The sequence below is a fragment of the Cryobacterium serini genome, assembly GCF_004404025.1.
GTDB lineage: Bacteria > Actinomycetota > Actinomycetes > Actinomycetales > Microbacteriaceae > Cryobacterium > Cryobacterium serini.
This window is the reverse complement of sequence record NZ_SOHN01000009.1, coordinates 338,370-363,472: the sequence shown is the minus strand read 5'-3', so window position 1 is coordinate 363,472 and position 25,103 is coordinate 338,370. Positions and strand designations below refer to the sequence as shown.

22 protein-coding genes and 1 pseudogene are annotated in these 25,103 nt (G+C 64.0%); 3 read left to right on the top strand and 20 right to left on the bottom strand.

All coding sequences use genetic code 11. The features are described from left to right. Positions 1 to 101: 101 nt before the first annotated feature. The 13 genes from gmk to E3T51_RS07215 all read right to left on the bottom strand — a co-directional run bounded on the left by gmk (position 102) and on the right by E3T51_RS07215 (position 13,045). Positions 102 to 1,022 carry a guanylate kinase gene (gmk, locus tag E3T51_RS07275; protein ID WP_134529146.1) on the bottom strand — a complete coding sequence of 307 codons (921 nt, stop codon included), beginning with the start codon at positions 1,020 to 1,022 and terminating at the stop codon, positions 102 to 104. Next, on the bottom strand, positions 1,015 to 1,929 hold the full coding sequence (gene pyrF / locus E3T51_RS07270; RefSeq protein ID WP_134529144.1) for an orotidine-5'-phosphate decarboxylase: 915 nt from the start codon (positions 1,927 to 1,929) through the stop codon (positions 1,015 to 1,017). Before pyrF ends, gmk begins: the two co-directional genes overlap by 8 nt. Beyond that, positions 1,926 to 5,213: a carbamoyl-phosphate synthase large subunit gene (gene carB / locus E3T51_RS07265; RefSeq protein WP_134529142.1), complete on the bottom strand. Its 3,288-nt coding sequence runs from the start codon at positions 5,211 to 5,213 to the stop codon at positions 1,926 to 1,928. The genes pyrF and carB overlap by 4 nt, the downstream gene beginning before the upstream one ends. After that, the gene (gene carA / locus E3T51_RS07260) at positions 5,213 to 6,508 is read right to left on the bottom strand and encodes a glutamine-hydrolyzing carbamoyl-phosphate synthase small subunit (RefSeq protein ID WP_134529140.1); all 1,296 of its coding nucleotides are present in this window, start codon (positions 6,506 to 6,508) and stop codon (positions 5,213 to 5,215) included. The genes carB and carA overlap by 1 nt, the downstream gene beginning before the upstream one ends. A gap of 1 nt (position 6,509) precedes the next feature. Beyond that, the gene (locus tag E3T51_RS07255) at positions 6,510 to 7,049 is read right to left on the bottom strand and encodes a PH-like domain-containing protein (RefSeq protein ID WP_134529138.1); all 540 of its coding nucleotides are present in this window, start codon (positions 7,047 to 7,049) and stop codon (positions 6,510 to 6,512) included. Next, positions 7,042 to 8,409, bottom strand: coding sequence for a dihydroorotase (locus tag E3T51_RS07250; RefSeq protein WP_134529136.1), 1,368 nt, complete (start codon positions 8,407 to 8,409; stop codon positions 7,042 to 7,044). The genes E3T51_RS07255 and E3T51_RS07250 overlap by 8 nt, the downstream gene beginning before the upstream one ends. Further along, complete coding sequence (locus E3T51_RS07245; protein WP_134529134.1) at positions 8,399 to 9,361, bottom strand: aspartate carbamoyltransferase catalytic subunit; 963 nt, start codon at positions 9,359 to 9,361, stop codon at positions 8,399 to 8,401. The genes E3T51_RS07250 and E3T51_RS07245 overlap by 11 nt, the downstream gene beginning before the upstream one ends. Then, complete coding sequence (pyrR, locus tag E3T51_RS07240; RefSeq protein WP_134529132.1) at positions 9,358 to 9,900, bottom strand: bifunctional pyr operon transcriptional regulator/uracil phosphoribosyltransferase PyrR; 543 nt, start codon at positions 9,898 to 9,900, stop codon at positions 9,358 to 9,360. Before pyrR ends, E3T51_RS07245 begins: the two co-directional genes overlap by 4 nt. Positions 9,901 to 10,030: 130 nt before the next feature. Continuing rightward, a complete protein-coding gene (locus tag E3T51_RS07235; RefSeq protein ID WP_134529130.1) occupies positions 10,031 to 11,014 on the bottom strand; it encodes a thioredoxin domain-containing protein in 984 nt (327 codons plus the stop codon). A gap of 62 nt (positions 11,015 to 11,076) precedes the next feature. After that, positions 11,077 to 11,496, bottom strand: coding sequence for a transcription antitermination factor NusB (gene nusB, locus E3T51_RS07230; protein WP_134529128.1), 420 nt, complete (start codon positions 11,494 to 11,496; stop codon positions 11,077 to 11,079). Then, complete coding sequence (gene efp, locus E3T51_RS07225) at positions 11,493 to 12,056, bottom strand: elongation factor P (RefSeq protein ID WP_092107753.1); 564 nt, start codon at positions 12,054 to 12,056, stop codon at positions 11,493 to 11,495. The genes nusB and efp overlap by 4 nt, the downstream gene beginning before the upstream one ends. A gap of 109 nt (positions 12,057 to 12,165) precedes the next feature. Further along, entirely contained in the window at positions 12,166 to 12,597 is a 432-nt protein-coding gene (locus E3T51_RS07220; protein ID WP_134529126.1) for a type II 3-dehydroquinate dehydratase, read from the bottom strand. 49 nt (positions 12,598 to 12,646) lie between these two features. Next, positions 12,647 to 13,045 (bottom strand): hypothetical protein, encoded by a 399-nt coding sequence (locus tag E3T51_RS07215; protein ID WP_134529124.1) that lies wholly within the window; start codon positions 13,043 to 13,045, stop codon positions 12,647 to 12,649. Positions 13,046 to 13,272: 227 nt separating this feature from the next. Between E3T51_RS07215 and E3T51_RS07210 the strand changes: the two genes are divergently transcribed. The 3 genes and pseudogenes from E3T51_RS07210 to E3T51_RS07200 form a co-directional block, all read left to right on the top strand. Then, entirely contained in the window at positions 13,273 to 14,637 is a 1,365-nt protein-coding gene (locus E3T51_RS07210; protein ID WP_134529122.1) for a helix-turn-helix domain-containing protein, read from the top strand. 56 nt (positions 14,638 to 14,693) lie between these two features. Next, positions 14,694 to 16,217, top strand: a complete 1,524-nt coding sequence (exaC, locus tag E3T51_RS07205; RefSeq protein ID WP_104192792.1) for an acetaldehyde dehydrogenase ExaC — start codon at positions 14,694 to 14,696, stop codon at positions 16,215 to 16,217. 131 nt (positions 16,218 to 16,348) lie between these two features. Continuing rightward, positions 16,349 to 16,744: pseudogene (locus E3T51_RS07200) on the top strand (DUF779 domain-containing protein); the annotation flags it as partial. A gap of 93 nt (positions 16,745 to 16,837) precedes the next feature. Here E3T51_RS07200 and aroB read toward each other — a convergent pair. Genes aroB through alaS form a run of 7 tightly spaced genes read right to left on the bottom strand, consistent with a single transcriptional unit; the run spans position 16,838 to position 25,066 of the window. After that, complete coding sequence (gene aroB / locus E3T51_RS07195; RefSeq protein WP_134529426.1) at positions 16,838 to 17,926, bottom strand: 3-dehydroquinate synthase; 1,089 nt, start codon at positions 17,924 to 17,926, stop codon at positions 16,838 to 16,840. A 19-nt stretch (positions 17,927 to 17,945) separates the two neighbouring features. Then, the gene (locus E3T51_RS07190; protein ID WP_241989212.1) at positions 17,946 to 18,467 is read right to left on the bottom strand and encodes a shikimate kinase; all 522 of its coding nucleotides are present in this window, start codon (positions 18,465 to 18,467) and stop codon (positions 17,946 to 17,948) included. A gap of 19 nt (positions 18,468 to 18,486) precedes the next feature. Next, the gene (gene aroC / locus E3T51_RS07185; RefSeq protein ID WP_134529118.1) at positions 18,487 to 19,695 is read right to left on the bottom strand and encodes a chorismate synthase; all 1,209 of its coding nucleotides are present in this window, start codon (positions 19,693 to 19,695) and stop codon (positions 18,487 to 18,489) included. A gap of 5 nt (positions 19,696 to 19,700) precedes the next feature. Next, on the bottom strand, positions 19,701 to 20,579 hold the full coding sequence (locus E3T51_RS07180) for a shikimate dehydrogenase (RefSeq protein WP_134529116.1): 879 nt from the start codon (positions 20,577 to 20,579) through the stop codon (positions 19,701 to 19,703). After that, positions 20,572 to 21,936 (bottom strand): endolytic transglycosylase MltG, encoded by a 1,365-nt coding sequence (mltG, locus tag E3T51_RS07175; RefSeq protein WP_241989211.1) that lies wholly within the window; start codon positions 21,934 to 21,936, stop codon positions 20,572 to 20,574. The genes E3T51_RS07180 and mltG overlap by 8 nt, the downstream gene beginning before the upstream one ends. 2 nt (positions 21,937 to 21,938) lie before the next feature. Continuing rightward, positions 21,939 to 22,409, bottom strand: a complete 471-nt coding sequence (gene ruvX / locus E3T51_RS07170) for a Holliday junction resolvase RuvX (protein WP_134529115.1) — start codon at positions 22,407 to 22,409, stop codon at positions 21,939 to 21,941. 2 nt (positions 22,410 to 22,411) lie between these two features. After that, positions 22,412 to 25,066, bottom strand: a complete 2,655-nt coding sequence (alaS, locus tag E3T51_RS07165; protein ID WP_134529113.1) for an alanine--tRNA ligase — start codon at positions 25,064 to 25,066, stop codon at positions 22,412 to 22,414. Positions 25,067 to 25,103 lie beyond the last annotated feature (37 nt).

The following is a 25,103-nucleotide window of genomic DNA, read 5'->3' as shown; positions in this document are numbered from 1 at the left end:
AATTAAGCACGGCCTGGGGCCTGTGCGAATCTGTTGTTGAACGAGTACATGGAAAGGGCAAACGCGTCGCAGGACACGCAGGAATTCAGCAGAAACGGGCGCTAGGGCATGCTGGATGCAGCGCTGATCTCCATCAAGTCTACGACCTCACGAGCGGCGTCGCCGACATCGTGGTTGATTACGCGATAATCGAACTCGCCCTGAGCTGCTAATTCTAGTTTTGCGGTCTCCAGACGGCGAGCTTGTTCCGCCGCGTCTTCGGTGCCGCGGCCGATCAGGCGGCGCACCAGTTCCTCCCAGCTCGGTGGCAGGAGGAAGACGAGGCGGGCTTCCGGCATGGCCCGTCGAACGGCGCGAGCGCCCTGCAGATCGATTTCAAGGAGCACGCTGTTACCTGCAGCGATGGCGTCGTCGACCGGCCCGCGGGGGGTGCCGTAGCGGTACGCGTTGTGCACTTTGGCCCACTCGAGCAATTCGCCAGCCCTGATCATTCCATCGAACTCGTCATCGGAGACAAAGAAGTAGCTGACTCCCTCAATCTCTCCCGGGCGCGGCGCTCGGGTCGTCGCTGAAACGGAGAGCAACACGTCAGGGTAGTTCTCGCGAATATAGCCGGCAACAGTTCCCTTGCCGACGGCAGTGGGGCCAGCCAGAACGATGAGCTTGGAGTCGATGGCGCTATGCCGCAGAGCTGGCCGTTCAGAGAGAAAATCGCGCAGCCGATCGCGCTGGTGACGGCCGAGCCCGCCGAGGCGTTTGGACGGCGAAATCTCCAACCGGTGAATGATGCGCTGCATCTTGGTCACGCCGATGGCCGGAATACTCACGAGCAGCTCGGTCACTCGCAGCCGGCCCTCCACTCCGATCGGGTCCGCAATCGCTGCGGCGAGCACCTCGAGCGCGGTACGTTCACCGGAGGCGACCTCAGCCTTGACGTGAGCGCGAGCGCGGCGGGCCGCAACAGCGGCGCGCGAGGCAGCCACCCGGTCGACTTCGGGCGGGGTTGGACGATTTTCAGCCACGAACGGCACCTACCTCGGCTACTCGGCGCTCAATGGCTTCTTCGATTCGGTGGGGTCCGGCCGAGAGCACACTGCGCGATTCACTCACGATAACCCCATCGGCGTATCCGCCATATATCGAGATCAGATCCATAATATTCCCCCCTTGATGTCCGAAGCCCGGTGCGAGCACGGGTGTTCGAAATTCGGTCGGCGTCTGGTGCACGTCAATGCCAAAGACGGCCAGGTCGAGAGTGGCCCCCAGCACGACACCGATCGACCCGAGACCGGGCGCTACCCCAGCGGATGCTGCACCCCCGATGGTTCCGCTGGTGCAAGCGTTCCGTTCTCCGACCTCATCGAGAATGGCGCGGGCGACACTCGAACCGGCGTGGCTTCCCTCGGCCACGATCGCTTGCTGAATGTCCGCGGCCTCGGGGTTGGACGTCGCCGCGAGCAGGAAGACACCCTTACCATGTGCAGCCGCGAGACTGAGCGACGAATCAAGCGAACCGACACCCATGTACGCGGCCAGGGTGAGGGCATCCACTTCGAGCGGGGAACCGGGAGAGAGCCAGGCCTCGGCATAGGCCAGCGCGCTCGTGCCGAGGTCGCCGCGTTTGGCGTCGCCGATCACGAGCAGACCGGCGTGCCGGGCGTCGGCGAGCACCCGTTCGAGTGCGACAAAACCGGCCGAACCGAAACGTTCGTAGAAGGCGACCTGCGGTTTGACCAGGCCGACCCGGCCGGCCGCAGCGGCAACAACCGCGCGGCCGAACGATTCGGCGCCGGCAGCCGTGTCGGGTAGGTTCCACTCGCGCAGCAGCCAGGAATGCGGGTCGATGCCCACGCACAGCTGGCCTTGGGTGGCGAACACGCCGGCGAGTCGGTCGCCGAAGGAGACGACCGGCTCAGCCGACACCGTCACAACAGGGCCGTTCGCGCTGTGGCGTACTCCTGGAGCGAGGTCACCTCGAACCCGTCGCGGATCGAGTCGATCGAGGCGACCGCGGCGCTGAGCTCGGCAATCGTGGTGAACAGGGGCAGGTCACCGGCGACGGCGGCCGCGCGAATCTCATAGCCGTCGGCCCTGGCCGTGCTGCCGCCGGGGGTGTTGATGACAATCTGAATCTCTTCGCGGCGAATGAGTTCGACGATGGAGACGTCGTCCTCCCCCTCCTTCTCACTGAACTTGGTCACGACTCGGGCACGGATACCGTTTCGCTGCAGTACCTCGGCGGTACCGATGGTCGCTGTGATCTCGTAGCCAAGCTGCTGCAGTCGCAGCATGGGCAGGATGATCGCGCGCTTGTCGCGGTCGGAGACCGACACGAAGACCGTACCGGAGAGCGGGATTCCGCCGTAAGCGGCCAACTGACTCTTGGCGAAGGCCCGCGGAAAGTCGCGGTCGATACCCATGACCTCGCCGGTGGAGCGCATCTCCGGACCGAGGATCGAGTCGACGACGAGGCCCTCAGGGGTGCGGAACCGGTTGAACGGCAGCACGGCTTCCTTCACAGCGACCGGCGATTCAATCGGCACACGGGAGCCGTCGATGAGCGGCAGCTTGCCATCAGCTTTCAGCTGCGCGATGGTCGTACCGACCATGATCAGCGCCGCGGCCTTGGCCAGCGTGATGCCGAGCGCTTTCGCGACGAACGGCACCGTGCGCGAGGCACGCGGGTTGGCCTCGAGCACATAGAGCACACCGGCGCCGATGGCGAATTGCACGTTGAGCAAGCCCTTGACCCCGATGCCGCGGGCAATGCCGAGGGTAGCTTCGCGCACCCGGTCGATCTCGGCGCGGCCGAGGGTGACCGGCGGCAGGGTGCAACTCGAGTCGCCGGAGTGGATCCCGGCCTCTTCGATGTGCTCCATGACGCCGCCAATGTAGAGCTCGTGACCGTCGTAAATGGCGTCGACGTCGATCTCGATCGCGTCGTCGAGAAAACGGTCCACCAAAAGCGGATGCCCCGCTCCGATGATTCCCTGCCCGGCCATCCGCTTGAAATAGTCGGCGAGCGACGGGGAATCATAAACGATCTCCATGCCGCGGCCGCCGAGCACATAGCTCGGGCGCACGAGCACGGGATAGCCGATCTCTTCGGCCACCACGACGGCACCGCCGAAGTCGATTGCCGTTCCATTGCGCGGGGCCAGCAGACCGGCGTTATCGAGGATCTTCGAGAACAGGCCGCGCTCCTCGGCGAGGTCGATCGCGTCGGGGGTGGTGCCGAGAATGGGGATTCCGGCCGCTTCCAGGCCGCGGGCGAGGCCCAATGCGGTCTGGCCGCCGAGCTGCACGACCACACCCACGAGTTCGCCGCTCTGGCTCTCGGCGTAGATGACCTCGAGCACGTCTTCGAGGGTCAGCGGCTCGAAGTAGAGCCGGTCGCTCGTGTCGTAATCGGTGGAGACCGTCTCCGGGTTGCAGTTGATCATGATGGTCTCGTAGCCGGCTTCGGACAGTGCGAAAGAGGCGTGCACGCAGGAGTAGTCGAATTCGACACCCTGCCCGATGCGGTTCGGACCGGAGCCCAGGATGACGACCTTGCGGCGGTCGCTGGCGACGACCTCGGTCTCGTCGTCGTAGCTGGAGTAGTGGTAGGGCGTGAGGGCGGGGAACTCCCCCGCGCAGGTGTCGACGGTCTTGAACACAGGGCGCACGCCGAGAATGTGGCGCACGGTGCGAACATCCGCTTCGCCAAAACCGCGCAACTCGCCAATCTGGGCGTCGGAGAAGCCGTGGTCCTTGGCGAGGATCATGACGTCGCGGTCGAGCCGGTCGGCGGCCTTGACCTGCTCGGCAATCTCGTTGATCAAAACGATCTGATCGAGGAACCATGGGTCGATCTTGGTGGCGGCGAAGACCTGGTCGATGGTCGCGCCACGGCGGAGGGCCTGCTGCACCGTGACGATGCGGCCGTCGGTAGGAATTTCGGCAACGGCGAGCAGTTCGTCAACCGTGCGGGTCTCCGTACCCCAGTGAAAGCTTGAGCCGCGCTTCTCGAGCGAGCGCAGCGCCTTCTGCAGGGCGGATGCAAAACTGCGACCGATGGCCATGGCCTCACCGACGGACTTCATGGTCGTGGTCAGGCGCTGGTCGGCCGCCGGGAACTTCTCGAACGCGAAACGCGGCACCTTGACCACGACATAGTCGAGGGTCGGTTCGAAGCTCGCCGGGGTGACACCGGTGATGTCATTGGGGATTTCATCGAGACGGTAGCCGATGGCGAGCTTGGCGGCGATCTTGGCGATTGGAAAGCCGGTTGCCTTGCTGGCCAGGGCTGAGGAACGAGAGACGCGCGGGTTCATCTCGATCACGATGACGCGGCCGTCGGCCGGGTTGATCGCGAACTGGATGTTGCAGCCGCCGGTATCGACACCGACAGCACGGATGATGTCGATCGAGATGTCGCGCAGGTGCTGGAATTCCCGGTCGGTCAGGGTGAGCGCCGGGGCCACGGTGATCGAGTCGCCGGTGTGCACACCCACCGGGTCGACGTTCTCGATACTGCAGACCACGACGGTGTTGTCGGCCGTGTCGCGCATCATTTCGAGTTCGTACTCTTTCCAGCCGAGAATAGATTCCTCGAGCAGAACCTCGGTGGTCGGGCTGTGGTGCAGTCCATCGGTGACGATGCGGCGCAATTCCACCTCGGTATAGGCGAAGCCGGAGCCGAGGCCGCCCATCGTGAAAGAGGGGCGAACGACCAGCGGGTAGCCGAGGTCGGCGGCGTAGCCGACAGCTTCCTCCACCGTACGGGCGATGAATGAGCGGGCCACGCCGGCGCCGGCGTCCAGTACGAGCTGCTTGAAGATCATGCGGTCTTCGCCCTTGTTGATGGCGTCGAAGCTCGCGCCGATCAGCTCGACGTCATACTTCTGAAGAATTCCGCGCTCATGCAGCTGGATCGCCGCGTTAAGGGCGGTTTGCCCACCCAGGGTCGGCAGAATCGCATCCGGTCGTTCCTTGGCGATGATCGTCTCGAGAATCTCGGCCGTGATCGGTTCAATGTAGGTCGCGTCGGCAAAGTCGGGATCGGTCATGATGGTGGCCGGGTTGGAGTTGACGAGGATGACGCGCACGCCTTCTTCGCGCAGCACGCGGCAGGCCTGCGTGCCCGAGTAGTCGAACTCGCAGGCCTGGCCGATGACGATCGGGCCGCTGCCGATGACAAGGACACTGTTGATATCGTCGCGCTTGGGCATTATTTGGTTTCTCCTGCAGTGCCGTGCTGCGAAGCCAGCACAACGTCTCTGAATCGATCGAACAAGTGGTTGGCGTCGTGCGGGCCAGAGGCGGCCTCCGGGTGGTATTGCACCGAAAAAGCGTTGATGTCGAGGCAGCGAATGCCTTCGACCACCTGGTCGTTGAGGCTATAGTGACTCACTTCCACGCGTCCGAAGCCAGCGCGCGAGTCGTGTATGCCTTCGATGGGCATGTCGACGGCGAATCCGTGGTTCTGCGAAGTGATCTCCACCCGTCCGGTGGTCTTGTCGAGCACGGGCTGGTTGATGCCCCGGTGCCCGAACGGCAGCTTATAGGTGCGAAACCCGAGTGCCCGGCCAAGCAACTGGTTGCCAAAGCAGATACCGAAGTAGGGAATGCCCGCACGGAGCACCTCCTGCAGCAGGGTGACGTGGGCGTCGGACGCGGCCGGGTCACCGGGTCCGTTGGAGAAGAACAGGGCAGAGGGCTTCAAGGAGAGAACGTGCTCTGCGGTGACCGACTGCGGCAATACGAGTACCTCGAACCCGCGCTCGGCGAGGTAGGTCAGCGTGCTGGTCTTCACCCCGAGGTCGAGGACGGCGACCGACCCGATGCGTTCGCCCTGGGCGGGAATCGAGAAGGGTTCGACGGTCGAGACCTCGAAGGAGAGGTTGCGGCCGCGCATGGCCGCGCCGGAGAGCACGCGTTCGAGCTGTTCGCTGTCGGACAAGCCGAACAGGTCGCCCGAGAAGATGCCGCTCTTCATCGCGCCCTTCGAGCGGATGTGGCGGGTGATCGCCCGGGTGTCGATGCCGCTGATCCCGACGACGCCGTTTGCTTCGAGGTCGTCGTCGAGGGTGCGGGTGGCACGATGATTCGAGGCGATCCGCGCCGGTTCCCGCACGATGAAGCCGGCCACCCAGAGCTGGCGGGACTCCATATCCTCATCGTTCATTCCGGTGTTGCCGACGTGCGGGGCAGTCATAAGCACGATCTGCCCGGCGTAGGACGGGTCGGTCAGGGTCTCCTGGTAGCCGGTCATGCCGGTAGCGAAGACGATCTCGCCGAGCGTCTGGCCCTCGCTGCCGTAGCGGCGGCCCACGAAGCGGCGGCCGTCTTCCAGAACGAGTACGGCCGGGCCGGGGCGGTCGGTAACCGAGAAGGTGCTACTGCGTTCAGGCGATACGCCGGCAGCGGATGCGACGGCAGCGGATGCGACGGCGTCGGTCGGTGAGGCATCCGTTGGAACAGCCTGGATTGCTTCTGCCTGGTCTGGAGCGGTCGAGTCGGGCATGTCAGGCCTCGCTTTCATCTTGATGGGCCGTGGCGGCAATGGTTTGAATCGTGTCGACGAGGCGAGCACGATCATTCGGATCGATGATGCGAAAGAAGCTGTCAACGGCGCGGCGGTCGTCGGGCCCGGAAGCGCTACCCGTGGCCAGACGCCAGCTCAGGCGCACCAGACCATCGGTTTCGACTACCCGGTCGATGGCCACCTGGGCCGCACCAACCGCGTCGATAGCACTGCCGGGAATGAACACCGGCTGGTTACCATCGAGGTCGAGCGTTACGCCGGCCTCGGTCACGGTGACAGCGGCGCGGGCACGAAAGCCCAGCCCGCCAATGGCCAGGCGCTCAAGGGGCGCATCGCGGGGGGTGGTCGCCACATAATAGGTCTCGGCACCGGCCAGTGCGGCTCCGGAATTATCCGGCATCGGATAGCCGGCGGTGAGAGCGGCATCGCGTCGACTGCGCTTTCGCCAACTGCGCCACATAAGAACGAGAACGCCGAGCAGAACAAGCCCTGTGATGATGGCGGGAATGGACCTATCCATGGGTGACTACTCCGCTCGCGTGGCCGGCTATCTCGAGGCTGCTGCGAACCGCGCCGTCGAGCATCGTGGCGTAGCCACGATGGAATGTTGCTCGCACGTCGCCGGGCAGCGTCATCGACAGATACGGCGAGTTCGAGCTCGTACCGGCCAAGTCGGCGCGGCCGAATACTCGGGTCGCTGCCGGATCGTAGAGCGCCAGTTCGGCCGGTGAACCGACCGCGATCGGGTTACCCTGACCGGCAAGGCGCCCGATACGGGCCGGAGTGCGCGACAGAACGCGTTCGATGTCGGCCCAGTCGAGCAGCCCGGTCGCGACAACGGCGGCATGCACGACCGAGAGTGCCGATTCCAGCCCGACCATGCCATTGGCTGCGGCATCCCACTCGCAGTCCTTGCTTTCAACCGGATGCGGTGCGTGGTCGGTTGCGACGATGTCGATCGTGCCGTCGGCGAGTCCGGCGCGCAATGCCTCGACGTCTTCGCGGGCTCGCAGCGGCGGATTCACCTTGAACCGGGCATCATAACCGCGCACGAGGTCTTCGGTTAGCAGCAGGTGGTGCGGGGTGACCTCGGCCGTCACGTTGATGCCGCGAGCCTTGGCCCAGCGGATCACGTCGACTGAGCCGGCCGTGGAGACGTGACAGACGTGCAGGCGGGAGGCGACGTGTTCGGCCAGCAGGACATCGCGGGCGATAATCGATTCTTCGGCGACGGCCGGCCAGCCGATGAGACCGAGTTCACCGGAGAGGGCACCCTCATTCATTTGAGCTTTTTCGGTGAGGCGTGGTTCCTGAGAGTGCTGCGCGATGACTCCGTCGAAGGCTTTGACGTACTCGAGGGCACGGCGCATGAGGAGCGGGTCCGAGACGCAGAATCCGTCGTCCGAGAACACCCGCACGCGAGCCCTGCTCGATGCCATGGCTCCGAGTTCGGCGAGCTGTTTGCCGGCCAGGCCAACGGTGACGGCACCGATCGGCTGAACGTCAACGTAGCCGGCGCTCTCGCCGAGGGCGAGTACCTGCTCGACCACCCCGGCAGTGTCCTGGGCCGGCAGGGTGTTGGCCATAGCGAACACACTCGTGAATCCGCCCCGAGCAGCAGCGCGGCTGCCGCTCAGTACGGTTTCGCTGTGCTCGTAACCGGGTTCGCGCAGGTGGGCGTGCAGGTCGACCAGTCCGGGCAGTGCGATGAGCCCGTCGGCGTCGAGCATGCGCGCGCCGCTCGCAGATAGGCCGGTTCCAAGCTCGGCGATTCGTCCATCAGCGAGACGAATGTCGGTGCGCGTTCCGTTAGGCAGGGTCGCGCCGCGAATGAGCCAGCTTTCGTGCCGTTCGTGTTGCTGTAATCCGTCAATCGACATTCTTCGTTTCCTTCCGATCACCGGATAAGAGCAGGTAGAGCGCGGCCATCCGCACGGAGACACCGTTCGTGACCTGTTCGAGTACGGTCGAGTTCGCGGAGTCGGCCGCAGCCGAAGAGATCTCCAGGCCGCGATTCATCGGGCCGGGGTGCATAACAATGCTAGCCGGACCGAGTCGGCCAAATCGCGCGTCGTCAAGTCCCCAGACTCGGGAGTATTCGCGGCTGCTCGGAAAAAACGCTGCGCTCATCCGTTCGGTCTGGATACGCAGCATCATGACCACGTCGGGGCCGGCATCGATCGCATCATCGAGGTCAAAGCTGAAGCGAGCCGGCCACAGTGCGGTGTTACTCGGCAACAGGGTGGGTGGGGCGACGAACGTGACCTCCGCGCCGAGGGTGGTGAGCAGCCAGAGGTTGGAGCGGGCCACTCGGGAGTGCAGTACGTCGCCGACGATGGTGACGCTGACTCCGTCGAGGCCAAGGCCGCGGGAAGCCTGGCCGTGGATGCGGCGGCGGATGGTGAAGGCGTCGAGCAGGGCCTGGGTCGGATGCTCGTGGGTACCGTCGCCGGCGTTGATGATGCCGGCGTCGATCCACCCGCTCGCCGCGAGCACGGCGGGGGCGCCGGAGGCTGGGTGGCGAATGACGACGCCGTCCGCACCAATTGCGGCGAGGGTTTGGGCGGTGTCTTTCAAGCTTTCACCCTTCGACACGCTCGATCCCTTGGCGCTGAAGTTGATCACGTCAGCGCTCAGTCGCTTCGCAGCGGCCTCAAAGGAAATGCGGGTGCGGGTGGAATCTTCGAAAAAGAGGTTCACAACGGTCTTGCCGCGCAGGGTCGGGAGCTTTTTGACCTCGCGCTGGGCGACATCGGCCATGTCTTCGGCAATGTCGAGCAGACTGATGGCCTCGTCGCGGGCGAGGTCTTTGGTGGAGAGAAGGTGCCTCATCGGTCAGTCCCGCCGTCGATCGAGACGAATTCGTCACCGTCGATCTCTTCAAGATGCACGTTGATGCGTTCGTCGGTCGCTGAGGGCAGGTTTCGACCGACGAAGTCGGCGCGAATCGGCAACTCACGATGGCCGCGATCAACGAGAACGGCCAGGCGCACGATGTTCGGGCGGCCGTGGTCGCCGAGCGCGTCGAGGGCGCTGCGGATGGTGCGACCCGAATACAGCACGTCGTCGACGAGCACGACAGTAGCATCGTCGATGCTGCCAGGAACTTCAGTGCGAGAGGGGGTGCGGGTACGGCCATGGGCGAGATCGTCACGATAGAGCGTCACGTCGAGCGATCCGACCCGCAGCGCGGTTGCCGCTGGCTCGATCCGTTGAATGATCTCCGCGATGCGGCGGGCGAGTATCACCCCCCGCGTCGGTATGCCGAGAATGACGAGGTTGTCCGGCCCCCGATTGGACTCCAGGATCTCGTGAGATATTCGAGTCAACGCGCGGGTGATGTCAGCTTGGGTGAGCACGGTGTGCGCCAAATGCCGACCTCCTTCCCCGTCTCACAGGACGGATCATTAAAGGATGTCTGATTAGTTCTACCTTAGCCGGTGGTGCGCCGGGCTCACCACACCACCACCGGTTCAAACTCACGGGCAAGAAAGACGGGAGTTAAAAAGCAGCGGCGACGAAGCCAGAGAATTCGGCGATATCGGTGAGGCTGCCGGTGTACGGTTCGCCGTCAACAAGCACGGTCGGGGTGCCTTTCACGGACGCGATCTGAGAACCGTCGATCGGCCCCTTCAGTGCCATCTCGGTATTGTGCTGCGACCAGCCCTGGTAATCCCCGGCTTCGGCGCAGGCGGCGATGCTGACCGCACCGGGAGCGAGGTCTGCGAGCTCCCGATTACTGAGCCCGGAAGTTGCCTCGAGCGGCTGGCTGGCGAACAACGCTGACAGAAAGTCGAGTGTCTGATCCGGGTTCAGCGTGGCCTGGCAGGTCAGCGCCGCGGATGCTCGACTGGAGTAGTTCGTGCCCTGCGAGACTCGGTCGAGAAAGGTGAGTGAGTGCACCCGAAGCGTGATGACGCCGCTCGAAACGCCCGCGGCCAACAGCTCTCCGTTGGTCTCTTCGAACTGGGCGCAGAACGGGCACATCGGGTCGATGTACTCGTCGACGATGACGGCGCCGGTACCGAATTCGAGATAGCCGCCGTCGAAGTTGGCGGCGCCCAGCTGACCGGTCGGCAGCGGGGAAGTCGATTCCATCGGCGCCGACGATTCCGACGAATCAGTTGGCGCCGAGGACGTCAGGCCTGCATTCAGCGCGATGAAGAACGCTCCGACAGCGGAAGCGAACACGATCAGCAACACCACAAGGATGGCTGTCACAGCAACGCGGACGTACCCGATGATGAGACCGGCCAGCGCAAATCCCCGGCCGAGTTCTCCGCGTGCGCGAATCTGCCCGAGCGCGATGTGCCCCGTGATTATTGCAACGAGGCCGATGAAGAACGACGATGCGAACGACAAGATCGCCAGGGTGTTGGTCTTCGGTACGCTCACAAAAGGAAGGGCTGGCCCCGGCAGCGGCGGCGCATACGGGTTGGGCTGAAGCGGCTCGTCGCGGGAGCCATTCGGTCCGAGGCTATCCATGTTCCTGTCCTTCGGTGACGCCCTGGCGCACCCGGCGCTAGCCAAGCCTGCCGGTCGGGTCGTTAGGCAGACGGCGCGGTTTGAGCGATTTTGCCGAGCAGTCCATTGACAAAACCGGCCGAGTCATCCGTTGAGAGAATCTTCGCGGCCTCGACGGCTTCATCGATCGCGACGGCGTGCGGCACAGCGTCGTTGTAGAGGATCTCCCAGATACCGATGCGCAGAATGGCGCGATCGATGTTGGGCATGCGGGCGAGCGACCAGCCCTGCGAGTAGGTCTCGATCAGTTCGTCGATCTCTTCGCGGTGGTCGACGACCCCATCGACGAGCTCACGAGCGTACAGCCAGGAGGCGAGACGAGCGGGTTCACTCGCTGCACGCTCGGCTTCTGTTGCGAGCGACTCCGGAATGGTGATCTGGCGCACATCCGCTGCGTACAGGATATCGATGGCGCGCTTGCGAGCCTTGGTACGTGCGCTCATTCGTTGACGCGGCCGAGGTAGTCGCCGGTGCGGGTGTCGACCTTGACCTTGGTGCCCTGCTCCAGGAACAGCGGAACCTGAATTTGATAGCCGGTCTCCACGGTGGCGGGCTTGGTGCCGCCGGTGGAGCGGTCGCCCTGCAGGCCCGGCTCCGTGTAGGTGATTTCCAGGGTGACAGATGCCGGCAGCTCCACGTACAGCGGGTTTCCGTTGTGCAGTGCCACGGTCACGGCCTGGTTTTCGAGCATGAAGTTGCTCGCATCGCCCACGACCGCGGCGGAGACGGTGATCTGATCGTAGTCGGCCACATCCATGAAGACGTAGGCGTCGCCGTCGTTGTAGAGGTACTGGAAGTCGCGACGATCAACGTTTTCGGTCTCGATCTTGGCACCGGCGTTGAAGGTGCGGTCAACGGTCTTGCCCGAGACGACGTTCTTCATCTTGGTGCGGACGAAGGCACCACCCTTGCCCGGCTTGACGTGCTGAAACTCGACGACGGCCCAGAGCTGGCCATCCATGTTGAGTACGACGCCGTTTCTGATATCAGCGGTAGAAGCCATGGGAGGGGTGTTCCGTTCAATTGATAAGGTGCGCGGGTGCAAATGGCACCCTAACGAGTCTAGGTGCCGAAGCCTCAGGCGCCAAAGGCACCTTTTCGGCCCTGCGTCACTAAGTGGTGACGAAGTCCAGGGCCAGCCGGTAGGAGTCAAAGCCAAGACCGGCAATGACACCGGTCGCGATGGCGCTCACCACGCTCGTGTGGCGGAACGTCTCACGAGCGTGTGGGTTCGAGATGTGCACCTCGATCAGCAGCAGACCCGCCTTGGTGACGAGGGCAGCGGCATCTCTCAACGCGTAGCTGTAGTGCGTGAACGCTGCCGGATTCAAAATGACCGGCATCCGCTCGTCAACGGCTTCGTACAGCCACTGGATTAGCTCAGCCTCGTCGTCGGTCTGCCGCAGGTCGATCGTGACCCCGTCCCGAGCGGATGCGACGAGCAGCTCGCGCAGGTCGTCCAGGTTCGCCGACCCGTACACGTCAGGCTCGCGACTACCCAGGCGACCGAGGTTGGGACCGTTCAGAACCAGCACTGTACTCATCTTCTCAGCCTAGGCCGTCCCCGTGCGGCTGCCTCGTCGGCGCTGCCCATCAGGGAGCGAGAACGGCCACGCCGTCATCGTGAGCGACGAACAGGCCGGTAATTCGCATGAGCTTGCCGAAGGACTCGGTCAACTCCACGGCCCAGGCCTGGTCTGGGGCAGTGCGGGCAGCTGACCCCGGTCGTTCCAGGGTCACTATGAGGCTGCCTCCCGGAGCGTCACGGGCCAAAATTTCGTTGATCTTCACGGCAAACGGTCGCACCGAACCAGGTTCGGGCCGAAGCGGAATGCCGTCGATGGGAATCAGCAGCGAAAGCTGTTGCCCGTGAGCGTCGAGAACCATGAGCCAGAGCTGGCGGCGGATGGCGTGGCCGATCAGGTCGAAAACCCGTGCCCTGGCCTGCACCACCGTAGTCACGGGCGGAGCATCGTCGATGTTGATTGTCATCTGCTCAGAATGTACGGATCCAGCAGTCGCGAATGGTTATCCACAGGAATTTTGTGAACCCGCTCCGCTGTGGGTATCTTCCGGCGGGCGTCCGGTCGTCGTCTTCGTCACGGTTCGGTTCGGGCTGTTTGATGCCAGCACGCCGCAGTGCGACAGGGCCCTAGAATGAAGTTCCGACGGCGGCCGCGACAGCCGCGGCCGACCACTGCTAACGGAGGCAGACGCTGATGGGACACGGCTTGAAGAGTACGTCGTCAGTTCCGACCGGCCCAGCGCGTGAAAATCTGCTCACCCTCGAACGAGCCCACGAATCCGCCGTCAGAGACCGCATCTTTCAGTCCGGTGTGCGCCAGCTCGTGCAGGATTCCTGGCAGCGGTCCCTCTCGCTCAGCCTCGACCCCGGGAGCGTTGCACCCGAGCGGACACTGACCGATACCGAACTGCGCAACCTGCGCAACCAGCACCCGCTTGCCGCTGTGTTGCCCGTCGTACACAACCTGCTGATTCGCCACGCCCTCGATGCTGAGTTACTCGTTGCCATCGGCGACGAATCCGGCCGGTTGCTCTGGATCGACGGCGACCGGGTGCTGCGCCGCCAGGTCGAGGAAATGCTGTTCGTCGAGGGGGCCGACTGGTCGGAAAAGCGGGTCGGAACCAGCGCCCCCGGTACCGCCCTAGCTCTGGACCGCGGCATTCAGATTCGGCGGGCCGAACACTTCAACGCCCTCGCGCACCCGTGGAGCTGCACGGCCGTACCCATCCACGACCCAGACACCGGCAAAATCCTCGGCGTGATTGACATCACCGGCGGCGACCAGGCAGCCGCACCGCAAACACTCCCCCTCGTTGAAGCAGCTGTCGCCGCAATGGAGGCCGAGTTGCGCATCCAGCGCCTCGGCCAGCCGAAGTCTTCGCCGCCCGCCCACCGATCGCCTATATCGCCTCCAACGAGCGTGCCGCGCCTCGCGCCGGCCGGTTTAAGTGTGCTCGGTACCGATCACGGCCAGTTATATTGCGGCGGCAGCACCGTGGATGTCTCGCCCCGCCACACCGAGATTCTCACGCTTCTGGCCTGGCATCGCGAAGGACTTTCCGCCGATCGTCTGGCCAGCTATCTTTTTGATCTGAACCCAGCGGTGGAAACGCTGCGCGCCGAAATGGTTCGGGTTCGCAAGGTCCTCGCCCTCCTCGACCCTCCGATCACGATCACCTCCCGCCCGTATCGGCTGGAATCGCGGCTCGAACTCGACGCCCAACAAGTGCTGGCTTTTCTGGAACGCGGCGCCCACCGGGTGGCTCTCGGCGCCTACCGCGGCGCTGTACTCCCGGGATCGTCAGCTCCCGGGATCATTGAAATTCGTTCAGAAGTGAGCAGCCGACTGCGCGAGGCGATGCTCGCGGATGCGTCGGTCGACCTGCTGCTCACCTACGCGCGTACCGAAGAAGCCACCTGGGATACCGAAGTCTGGCGGGCCTGCCTCGAGCTGCTTCCGGCCCGATCGCCCAAACGTGCAACGGTCGTGGCGCATCTGGCCCGCATCGAAGTCGAAATCGGTGGCCATCGCAACATTTCGCAACGTTCCCGCTCCTAGAGTCGGATCAGGCCGCAGGTTTGCGTGCCCGACACCGTCGTCGAAATAGGAGTGACATGACCGTTTATTCAGTCCCAGGAACGCCCGGCTCCAAAGTTACCTTCAAGTCCCGGTACGAGAACTGGATCGGCGGGGAATGGGTCGCCCCCGTCAAGGGCCAGTACTTCGAAGACATCACCCCCGTCACCGGCAAGCCGTTCGCCGAAGTTGCTCGCGGCACCGCCGAAGACATCGATCTGGCGCTCGACGCCGCCCACAAGGCCGCTCCCGCCTGGGGTAAGACCAGCCCCGCCGAGCGCGCATCCGTGCTGAACAAGATCGCCGACCTCATCGACGCTAATGTCGAGATGCTCGCCGTCGCCGAAACCTGGGACAACGGCAAGGCGGTGCGCGAAACCATCAACGCTGACATTCCCCTCGCCGCCGACCACTTTCGCTACTTCGCGTCGGCGATCCGAGCCCAGGACGGCGACCACGCTCAGCTCGACGGCGACACGGTCTCGTACCAGTTCCACGAGCCGCTCGGCGTCGTCGGCCAGATCATTCCGTGGAACTTCCCCATTTTGATGGCCGTCTGGAAGCTTGCCCCCGCACTCGCCGCCGGCAACGCGATCGTTCTCAAGCCGGCCGAGCAGACCCCGGTCTCGATTCTCGTACTGATGGAGCTCATCGGCGACATTCTCCCCCCTGGAGTGGTAAACGTGGTCAACGGTTTCGGCCTCGAGGCCGGCAAGCCGCTCGCTTCAAGCAACCGCATCCGCAAGATCGCCTTCACCGGGGAGACCACAACCGGACGCCTGATTCTGCAGTACGCCTCGGCCAATATCATCCCGTCGACCGTCGAGCTCGGCGGCAAGAGCCCGAACATCTTCTTCAGCGACGTTGCAGAAGAGAAGGACGCCTTCTACGACAAGGCCCAGGAAGGCTTCGTGCTGTTCGCCTTCAACCAGGGTGAGGTCTGCACGGCTCCGAGCCGGGCGCTCCTGCAGAAGCCGATCTACGACAGCTTCCTCGGCGATGCGGTCACCCGGGCCAGGAAGATCATCCAGGGCAACCCGCTCGACACTGACACCCAGATGGGCGCACAGGCCAGCAACGACCAGCTCGAGAAGATCCTGTCATACATCGACATCGGCACCAAGGAGGGCGCAAAGCTGGCGCTCGGCGGCGAACGTGCCGATCTTGGCGGTGACCTCACCGACGGCTACTACGTGCAGCCAACCATTTTCGAAGGCCACAACAAGATGCGCCTGTTTCAGGAAGAGATCTTCGGACCGGTCCTGGCCGTGACGAGTTTCACCGATTACGACGATGCCATCTCCATCGCCAACGACACCATCTATGGCCTCGGGGCGGGTGTCTGGTCGCGCAACGGCAACGTCGCCTACCGGGCGGGTCGCGATATCCAGGCCGGCCGGGTCTGGGTGAACAATTACCATGCCTACCCGGCTGGGGCGGCATTCGGCGGTTACAAGAGCTCCGGCATCGGCCGCGAGAACAACAAGCTCGCACTCGGTCACTACCAGCAGACCAAGAATCTGTTGGTTTCCTATTCCGAGAACAAGCTCGGCTTCTTCTAAACCGATCAATCTGGCCCTCGGCGTAGTTCCATCCAGTGGAAGTCGGCTGTAGGGCTGGTCCGGGGGCTGCCAACGACGTAACGTCGTAGGCAGCCCCTTTTTATCAACGCCCCTTTATTGGAGGTTAGTCAATGTCGACACCCACCATCACCGCATCGGTCACGATCGCCGGCGAGACCGTTCCCCGCGTCGAACTCACCCCGGTCGCGGTCGATCTGCTCCGGAGCCTGTGGGAGGAGCACGGCCCCCTCATGTTCCACCAGTCCGGCGGATGCTGCGATGGCAGTTCACCGATGCTGTTCATGGCGGGCGAGTTCATCACTTCTGATCAGGACGTTCGCCTCGGCCAGTTCAATATCGCTCCGGCCAATGAGCCCAGCCAGCCCCTCGACTTCTGGATGTCGGCTGAACAGTTCAACTACTGGAGCCACACCTTTCTCACCGTCGACGTCGTACCCGGTCGCGGCAGCGGCTTCAGCGCCGAAGCCCCTCGCGGTGTGCGCTTTCTCATCCGCTCCGAGCTCATGACCACGATGACCCCGTTTGCCGGCTCGGCCGAAACCGAGACGGTACAAGAGGATGCCGTAGCCACCTCCTCGAAGGCTGTTCCAGCCTGAGGGCTACTGGCCGATGGCTTGGTATGCGCTGAACAACAGGGAGGCATCCGGGCCTTCGAGGATGGTGGGCTTGCCCACATCGTCGAGCACGACGAAGCGCAGCATGCCGCTGCGTGTCTTCTTATCGCGCTGCATCGTGGCGAGCAGGGTAGGCCAACGGCCAACCGGATAGCCGGTGGGCAGGGTCAGCGATTCGAGAATGCTGCGGTGCCGATCGACGACCTCCATCGGGAGCCGGCCACTCAGGGCAGCGAGCTCGGCCGCGAACATCATGCCGACGGCAACGGCCGCGCCATGACGCCAGCCGTACCGTTCGGCGTGCTCAACGGCGTGGCCAAGGGTGTGGCCGTAGTTGAGGATCTCCCGGAGGCCGACTTCCTTGAAGTCTTCCCCCACGATGCGGGCTTTCATCGCGATGGACAGTTCGATCAGCCGGCGAAATTCGGGGGTGGTCGGGTCGGTGGCGCGGTCGACATCCGCTTCGATGATGTCGAGAATTTCGGGAACCTGGATGAAGCCGGCCTTCACGATTTCAGCGAACCCGGCCAGGATTTCATTCTTCGGCAGCTCATTGAGCAGGTCCAGGTCGCAGAGCACCGCGGCGGGCGCGTAGAAGGTGCCGACGAGATTCTTGCCCTCGGCGGTGTTGATCCCGTTCTTGCCGCCGACGGCGGCGTCGACCATGCCCAGCACACTCGTGGGAATCTGAACGAGCTTCACACCGCGCAGCCAGGTGGCAGCGACGAAGCCAGCGAGGTCGGTGACTGCGCCGCCGCCAAGTCCGATCACGGCGTCGGTGCGGCTGAAATCGGATTGACCCATCACGCCCCAGCAGAACGCTGCGACCTCGACGCGCTTGGCGGCCTCGGCGTCGGGAATCTCAGCGAGCAACACTTCAGAATAAGTTTCGAGCAGGTTGTCCCGCAGTGCAACGGCGCGGGCGCCGACAGTAGAGGTGTGCACGATGAGTACTTTGTTGACGCCGCTGCCCAGCTGCTCGGCGACGGTAGTGACCAGGCCACGCCCCACTTGCACCGGATAGCTATCAATCCCGTTCACAGTGATTACGGTGGTTGCGGGCTGCTCGGTCATCTCGGTCATTCTGAAAATCTCACTCATCATTTCTTTCTTGTACCCAGTTCACGATTTCGTCGGCTATGCCGCTGATAGGTCGGTTGGAGGTGTCCAGGCAAATCGTCGCGAGGCCCTCATAGATGGGGCGACGAATGTTGTAAATGCGTTCCCAGTCGGTGATGCCCCCCGCCAGTAGCGGCCTTTTGCTGCCGCCCAGACGCGCCTGCACTGCCGCGGTCGCGACACTGAGGTAGACAACCGTCGCGTCTTCGAGATCGGACTGGGTGTCGGCATTCAGCACCGCTCCCCCGCCGAGCGACACGATGGCTGGCTCGCCGAGAGCCCAATCGACGGCTTCGCGCTCGATGATGCGAAAATATTCTTCGCCCTCACGAGCGAAGATCTCGCCAATCGGACCGTAGCGTTCAACGATGCGTTTATCGGTATCGATGAAGGGTACGTTCAAGCCGCGCGCCACTCGACGACCGATCTTGGTTTTACCGGCGGCCATAGGCCCGATGAAGACGATCGGCAGCAGCGAGTTGCGCAGACTCAGCATCGCTCTGGCCGAAAACTCGTCACAGTGTCGCGTCGCTTGACGCACCCGTGCGCAGGTTGGCGGGAATGTTGGCCAGATACGACTGAAGGTTGCGACGGGTTTCTCCGATCGAGTCGCCGCCGAACTTCTCGAGCACCGAATTCGCGAGCACGAGCGCCACCATGGCCTCGGCGACGACGCCGGCAGCCGGGACCGCACAGACGTCGGAGCGCTGGTGGTGCGCCGCTGCCGGCTCGCTCGTGGCCACGTCGACCGTGCGCAGTGCCCGGGGAATCGTGGCGATCGGTTTCATGCCGGCGCGAACGCGCAGCACCGTGCCGGTGCTCATACCCCCCTCTGTGCCGCCGGCCTTGTCGCTGACGCGCTGAATCACGCCATCCGCTTGCACGAGTTCGTCGTGCGCAGCGGACCCGCGACGGCGGGTGGTCTCGAAGCCGTCACCGACCTCGACGCCCTTGATCGCCTGGATACCCATGAGGGCAGCGGCGAGCTGCGAATCGAGACGGCGGTCCCAGTGCACGAATGACCCGAGGCCTGGGGGAAGGTTGTAGGCGAGCACTTCGACGACGCCGCCGAGGGTGTCACCTTCATCGTGCGCGGCATCCACTTCAGCAACCATCAAAGCGGATGTCGCGGCGTCGAAACAGCGCAGCAAGTCGGCGTCAAGGGCGTCGACGTCGCCGGGCTGCGGCAACGGCGCGCCCTCTGGCACGCGCACCGGTCCAATGGCGATCGTGTGGCTGACCAGATGAATCCCCAGCTCGTTTAGAAAGGACCTGGCAATGGCGCCAAGCGCCACCCGTGCGGCGGTTTCCCGAGCGCTGGCACGCTCCAGTACCGGGCGGGCTTCGTCGAAGCCGTATTTCTGCATGCCGGCCAGGTCGGCGTGACCGGGTCGCGGCCGGGTCAGCGGCGCCCCACGGCCGCGGGTGATCGTAGCTGGGTCCACCGGTGCTGCACTCATCACGTCGACCCACTTGGGCCACTCCGAGTTACCAATGCGCAGCGCGACCGGGCCGCCCAGGGTGAGCCCGTGCCGCACTCCCCCGGAGAGGGTGAGCTCATCCTCTTCAAATTTCATGCGCGCACCACGGCCGTAGCCGAGCTTTCGGCGCGCCAGATCGAGACGGATCGAATCAAGGGTGACCGGAATTCCAGCGGGCAAACCCTCGACGATAGCGATGAGTTCGGGGCCGTGAGATTCTCCGGCAGTAAGCCAACGAAGCATGGTTCCTATCTTTCCACAGCATCGCGGGAGCCAGTGTCGCGGGTCAGCGCACCGCGCATGGCCGCGAGCACGGACGGCTCGTCTGGCAACGGTTCAAACGGGTCACCGGTGACGAAGACCCGCACCTGGATGAGCGCCTGATGCAGCAGCATTCCGAGGCCGTTTACCACTGTGCCCCCTGCCGCCTGCCACGAGGTGGCGACCCCACTCGGCCATGGTGAGTACGCGACGTCGAACAAGACGGCACGTTCGCGCAGTTCGAGCGGCAGCGGCGCAGGCAGCACAGTTCCTCCCGGCAGGGTGCTGATCACGACGTCGCTGTCGACCCGGCTCACCCTGCTGAAATCCTGCAGGTCAACGACTACGCCCAGCGTGCGGCCAAGCTCGACCAGTGGCTGCGCTTTGGGTGCGTCCCGCATGAGCACCGTGACAAATTCGGCGCCCAGTTCTGCTGCCGCCATGAGAGCGGATGCCGCCGTCGCGCCCGCTCCGAGCAGGGTCACGTGCGTCGCCCGGGCGACTCCACTTTCGGCGAGGGCGCGAACCAGACCCGCAACATCCGTATTGAAGCCGCTCAGTGTGCCGCGCCCCTTGACCCGGCGCAGCAGCACTGTGTTGACCGAACCGGTCAACTGGGCAACCCGGTCGCAGTCGTCGATGAACGGCAGAACCTCCTGCTTGAGCGGCATCGTGAGTGACAAACCTCGCCATTCCGGCTCAAGCTTGCTCAGAAACATGGCCAGGGAGCCCGATTTGACCTCTACGGCATCGTACGACCAATCGAGGCCCAGCCGCCCGTAGGCGGCCCGGTGCAGCAGCGGCGAACGGGAATGCTTGATCGGCGAACCAAGCACCGCGAGCCGATTCGAATTCAGGCTATCCATATTCGGGATGCTCCCTCATCCAGTTCTGCCAGACCAAGACCGCCGCATCGTGCTCGACCACTGTCGTAGAGAAGACCGTCTCTCGGGTATCGAGGTTGACTGTCACGAAGAACAGCCAAGACCCGTCGGCCGGGTGCAGGGCGGCGTCGATAGCGACGTCGCCCGGGTTCGAGATGGGACCGACGAGCATTCCCGGATGCACGTAGGTGTTGTAGGGATTGCCGGCATCGCCGCGTTCGGCGTTGGTCGTGGTCACGAGATGGGTCTTGCCGGTGCCGTAGGCGACGGTCGCGTCGGACTGCAACAGGCCGCTCTCCCATTGCGCCGGATCCAGCCGGTTTAGGAAAACCCTCGACACCTTGTAGAAGTCGTCGCTCACCCCGGCCTCGCGCTGAATCAGCGAGGCAAGAACGATCGTCGACCAGCGATCGGCAACGGCGACTCCGGCAGAGTCGAGGGCCTCATACTGCCGGTCCACCATTGCCTGCAGAACGACCTGTGCGGTGTCCCCCGGCGAGAACGTGTACGTGGCAGGAAAGAGAAAACCCTCGAGCGTGGTAGCTTCGGGCGGCAAACCAAACGAGCCTACGTTGGCCGCAGCGGCCTGCAAGTCGGCGAGAGGAATGTCAGTGCCCTCGGATATCGACTGCAGCACGGCGACCGCAGCGGTTCCCTCCGGAACGACGACGGCCTGGCTCAGTCGCGTACCGTCAGCGAGCAGCGCATCCAGGGCTGTGCTCGCGACCATTTTAGTCTTCAGCTGGTAGGCACCGGGTTGGAATATCGGCTCCGGAGTAGCCTGTAACAGAAGCGTGTAAAACGCATCGAAGCTCTTCACGACGCCCTGATCTACGAGGGTGCTGGCGATGTCCGAGCCACCGTCACCACCGTGAATCATGACGACGATGTCCTCACCGGAGGCTGCTTCTTCAGTCGTGAAATCGGCGGGCCCCTGTGTGGCCGCGATGATTTGCGAGATGGGACCTTTGAGAAAGAAGTAGCCCCCGGCCACGAGCGCAGCCAGCACGACCATGACGATGAGGCAGCCCCAGGCACCCTTATGGCTGCGCTTTTCTCGCGGAGGTTCGTCGGCCAGGAGCGAGCGTAGGTCTGCTCGCCCGCGGCCGGAGTCGCCGCTCTCGTGCGCCGTCCGAAAGTCGGTGCCAACAGTCGTGGGCACGCCTGACTCGCTCGCCCATGGAGGCACGAGCGCTCCGTCTGTCGCGACGGTGGCAGGATGCGGTGCGGCCTGGCTCTCTTCCGCGGCTGCTTGTTCCGCCGCGGCCTCTGCTGCGGCCTGTTGCGCGCGCAATTGCCGACGGCTCGGCAGGGGCTCTTCCGGGGTAGAAGTCGGCACGGTTACGGCCTCTCTGTCGGTTCGACGGGCGACCCTGGCGGCCGCCCCGAGGCACGCTCGCTGTCGAGCGCGTGTTGCAGAATAATAGTCGCAGCCACCTGGTCAATGACTGGCCGCTGAGTTTTCGCAGACCGACCGGACGCCCGCAACGCCGACTGCGCCGACACGGTCGAGAGTCGTTCGTCGACCAGACGCACCGGCACGTCCAGAATTTGCGTGAGCCGCGCAGCGAAATTGATGGCGTCGTCAGTCGACGCGGTCACCTTTCCCGACAAAGCGAGGGGCAGGCCGACGATGACCTCGACCGCTTCGAGCTCGACCACCACAGCTCGGATACGGACGAGGTCGGTCAGTCCGGCCAGGTCGCGGGTAACGGTTTCGACCGGTGTCGCGAGCATGCCGTGGTTGTCGCTGCGGGACACGCCAATGCGCACCTTGCCGACGTCGACGCCGACACGCACCCCTGAACGCATCGTTAGCGACTGATCGCCGCGACGACGGCCTGCAGCGCGGCCGGGATGGCGTCGCCGTTGGGGCCGCCTCCCTGCGCGAGGTCATCCTTACCGCCACCGCCACCGCCGAGAATTCCGGCAACGGTCTTGGCGAGGTTTCCGGCCTTGTGGCCGGCGTCTCGAGCGGCCGTGTTGGTGGCGACGATCACAACGGGCTTGCCCGCGGCAATGGCGGAGAGCGCCACGACGACCGCGTCGGTGCCGAGGCGCTCCCTGGTCGCGAGAGCGAGCACACGCACATCGTCAGGGGAACCGAGCACGCCGAGGTCTTCGGCGACAACGGTTACGGCGCCGACCCGGCGGGCCGTTGTCAGCAGGGCGGGAACCCGGTCGGTCAGGGCGAGGGCTTCGAAGGCAGCAATCTTCTTCTCAGCCGCCTTGAGGCTCGTTACAAGGTCGCTGATGCGTTCCGGCAGCTGTTCGCGCGGCGTTTTAAGGCTTGACGTGAGCTGCGAGACGAGGGTTCGTTCGGCGGCGAGATCACGGAAGGCCTCAAGGCCGACCAGAGACTCGACGCGACGGTTGGTCGATCCGACCGAGGCTTCACTGATGAGGTTGATCATGCCAATCTCAGCGCTGCTGGATACGTGGGTTCCGGCGCAGAGTTCACGCGACCAGGGGCCGCCAATGTCAACAACGCGCACGACATCGCCGTACTTCTCGCCGAACAGCGCCATGGCGCCGAGCGCCTTCGCTTCGGCGATAGGCAGTTCCCGCGTGGTGACCGGCAGGTTGTCGCGAATGGCGTTGTTGGAGATCTCTTCGATCTCAGCGCGGGTCGCCGGCGATAGTGCCTGGTTCCAGGAAAAGTCGAGTCGAAAGAACCCAGCCTTGTTATAAGAGCCGGACTGGTGGGCGTTGGGGCCGAGAACCTGCCGCAGGGCGGCGTGCAGCACGTGCGTTCCGGAGTGCGCCTGGCGGGCACCGCGGCGCCAGCTCTCGTCGACAACGCTCGTGGCGCGCTCGCCCACGCCGACCTCACCGGAAAGCACCAGCACTTTGTGGCTGATGAGACCCCTGACCGGCTTCTGCACGTCGAGCACCTTGAGCTCGTAGCCGGCCCCGACGATGAGGCCGGCATCCGCTTCTTGCCCGCCGGATTCGGCCCAGAGCGCGGTCTCGGCAAGAATAACCTCGGCTGTTTGACCGGCAACCGCGCTCGTGACGGACTCGCCGTCGACGATGAGGCCGAGCACACTGGACTCATTCTGCAGGTCGTCATACCCGGTGAAGACGGTCTCACCGAGGGCACGGAACGCGCTGTAGACGCCGAGGTCGGCGAGTGTCGTCTTCTTGGACTTGGCGTCGGCCTTAGCCAGGGTGCGCTGCTTCGTCATCAGCATGTCGAAGGCATCACGATTCACGCTGAGGCCAGCTTCTTCGGCAATCTCGAGGGTGATCTCGATCGGGAACCCGTAGGTGTCGTGCAGCAAGAACGCAGTCGGGCCGGCCAGTTCGGTCTTGTTGGCCTTTTTGGTCTTCGCGACGGCCAGATCGAGCACGGCGCTGCCGCTTGCGAGGGTGCGCAAAAAGGTTTCTTCTTCGGCAAAGGCGGCCTGGCTGATACGCCCGAAATCGCTCTTTACCTCGGGGTAAGCGGCACTCATGGCGTCACGCGAGGCGGGCAGCAGTTCGGGCAAGCTTACGGTGTCGACGCCGAGCAGGCGCATGGCGCGCACGCTGCGACGCAGGAGGCGACGGAGGATGTAGCCGCGACCTTCGTTGGACGGCATGACACCGTCGCTCATTAGCATGAGGGAGGAGCGCACGTGGTCGGCGACGATGCGCATGCGCACATCATCGTCGTGGTCGGCGCCGTAGCGGCGGCCAGAGAGTGCTGCGGCGCGATCGAGTACCGGGCGCACCTGATCGATTTCGTACATGTTCTCGACACCCTGCTTGAGAAAGGCGACGCGTTCAAGGCCCATGCCGGTGTCGATGTTCTTTTTCGGCAGGTCGCCAAGAATCTGAAAGTCGCTTTTGCCGGTGCTCTCGCCACGCAGGTACTGCATGAAAACGAGGTTCCAGATCTCGACATAACGGTCATCGTCGGTGGCCGGACCGCCGTCGGCTCCGTACGCTGGGCCTCGATCGAAGAAGATCTCCGAGCAGGGGCCAGCCGGTCCGGGTTGGCCGGTGGACCAATAATTGGATTCCATGCCGAGGCGCTGGATGCGGTTGTCCGGCACGCCGATCGCCCGCCAGTAACGGTAGGCCTCGTCGTCATCGAGGTAGATGGTGACCCACAGGTCGCTTTCGCGAAAACCAAAGCCGCCCTGGTTCTCCGGGGTCGTGAGCAGCTCCCAGGCGAAGCCGATGGCTTCTTCCTTGAAGTAGTCGCCGAAGCTGAAGTTGCCGTTCATCTGAAAGAAGGTGCCGTGCCGAGGTGTTTTGCCGACCTCTTCAATATCGTTGGTGCGGATGCACTTCTGCACGCTCGTGGCGCGCGGGTATGGTGCCGGAACGAGCCCGGTGAGGTATGGCACGAACGGCACCATGCCGGCCACGGTGAAAAGAAGGGTGGGATCGTCGCTCACCAGTGACGCGGACGGCACAACGGTGTGTCCACGATCGGCGAAAAAGTCGAGCCAGCGCCCGCGAATGTCAGCAGTCTGCATGGTGTCCGTAGCTTTGATGGTGCATGAGTGTGGTGGT